2 protein-coding genes are annotated in these 1,888 nt (G+C 67.6%); both read left to right on the top strand.

Translation table 11 applies throughout. The annotated features are described in order from the left end of the window. Positions 1–74 precede the first annotated feature (74 nt). Entirely contained in the window at positions 75–1,334 is a 1,260-nt protein-coding gene (gene istA, locus ABD901_RS58440) for an IS21 family transposase (RefSeq protein ID WP_345145007.1), read from the top strand. Further along, positions 1,331–1,888, top strand: a 558-nt coding sequence (locus ABD901_RS58435; RefSeq protein WP_345145005.1) for an ATP-binding protein, incomplete at its 3' end; no start/stop codon positions are given. The genes istA and ABD901_RS58435, both read left to right, overlap by 4 nt.

Genomic DNA, 1,888 nt, shown 5'->3' with positions numbered 1-1,888 from the left:
TGTCGCGGCTTCCTGAAGACTGACCCCCAGCGGATTTTTGAATATTGACCCCTCCGTTCTGATGATCTTGGAGGGTGTTGACCGTGGAGGACTGGGCAGAGATCCGTCGTTTGCATAGGGCGGAGAGTGTGCCGATCAAGGAGATCGTCCGGCGGCTGGGGGTGGCTCGGAACACGGTTCGGGCGGCGTTGGCCTCGGATCGGCCGCCGCGGTACGAGCGGCCGGCGCGCGGGTCGGTGGTGGATGCGTTCGAGCCGCGGATCCGGGTGCTGTTGGGTGAGTGGCCGCGGATGCCGGTGCCGGTGATCGCGGAGCGGATCGGCTGGCCGTATTCGTTGTCGCCGTTGAAGAAGCGGCTGGCGCAGATCCGGCCGGAGTATGTGGGGATCGATCCGGTCGACCGGACGGTGTATGAGCCGGGTCAGATTACGCAGTGCGATCTGTGGTTCCCGCAGCCGCGGATCCCGGTCGCCGCGGGTCAGGATCGGGTGTTGCCGGTGTTGGTGATGACGCTCGGGTTCTCCCGGTTCATGACCGCGACGATGATCCCGACCCGGCAGGCCGGCGACATCCTGTCCGGGATGTGGCTGCTGATCTGCGGGGTCGGTCGGGTCACCCGGACCCTGGTGTGGGATCGGGAGTCCGCGATCGGCGGGACCGGCAGGGTCAGCAGCCCGGCGGCGGCGTTCGCCGGGACCCTCGCCACCCGCATCCAGCTGGCCCCGCCCCGCGATCCGGAATACAAGGGCATGGTCGAGCGCGCCAACGGCTATCTGGAGACGTCGTTCCTGCCCGGCCGGCGGTTCACCTCACCCACCGATTTCAACACTCAGCTCGGCGACTGGCTGGGGAGCACGGCGAACACCCGTACGGTCCGCTCGATCCAGGGCCGGCCCGTGGACCTGCTGCAGACCGACTATCTGTCCATGGTGGACCTCCCGCCGATCGGCCCGCAAGTCGGTCTGCAGCAACGGATCCGGCTCGGCCGCGACTACTACGTGCGGGTCGACACCGTCGACTACTCCGTCGACCCGCGCTCCATCGGCCGGTTCGTCGAGGTCACCGCCACGGCGCACGTGGTGACCGTGTCCTGCGACGGCACCGTCGTGGCCCGGCACGACCGGTCCTGGGCCAAACACGGCGTGATCACCGACCCCGACCACGCCGCGACCGCGAAGCTGATGCGCCACGCCTTGGCCGACGACCGGCAGCGACGCCTCGCAGCCACCCGCCACCACGGCGACGGGCACCCGGTCACGCTGCGGGCCCTGCACGACTACGACGCCCTGTTCGGCGTCGACTTCAACCCAACCGTGAAAGCGAGCAGTGAATGACCACGACCAAGACGAAACCCGCCACCGCCGGCCCCAGAGACACGATCAAGGACGGGATGCCGTCGATGATCGCCTACCTCACCCGGGTCCTGAAGACCCCCACCATCGGCGCGTTCTGGGAAGAGCTCGCCGGTCAGGCCCGCGACGAGAACTGGTCGCATGAGGAGTATCTGGCCGCGCTGCTGCAGCGCCAGGTCGCCGACCGGGAGTCCAAAGGCACCGTCATGCGCATCCGCACCGCGCACTTCCCGACCGTGAAAACCCTCGAGGACTTCAACCTCGACCACCTGCCCTCACTGCGCCGTGACGTCCTGGCCCACCTGGCCACCAGCACCTACGTCGCGAAGACCGAGAACGTGATCCTGCTCGGACCACCCGGTCTCGGCAAGACCCACCTTGCCATCGCCCTCGGCGTCAAAGCCACCCAGGCCGGACACTCCGTGCTGTTCGACACCGCCAGCAACTGGATCACCCGCCTCGCCGAAGCCCACCACGCCGGCCGCCTCGAAGCCGAACTCAAGAAAATCCGCCGCTACAGGTTGATCATTGTTGAT

It is taken from the genome of Dactylosporangium darangshiense, assembly GCF_039537565.1.
In the GTDB taxonomy this organism is placed as follows: Bacteria; Actinomycetota; Actinomycetes; order Mycobacteriales; family Micromonosporaceae; genus Dactylosporangium; species Dactylosporangium darangshiense.
This window is presented reverse-complemented; position numbering and strand designations above follow the sequence as displayed.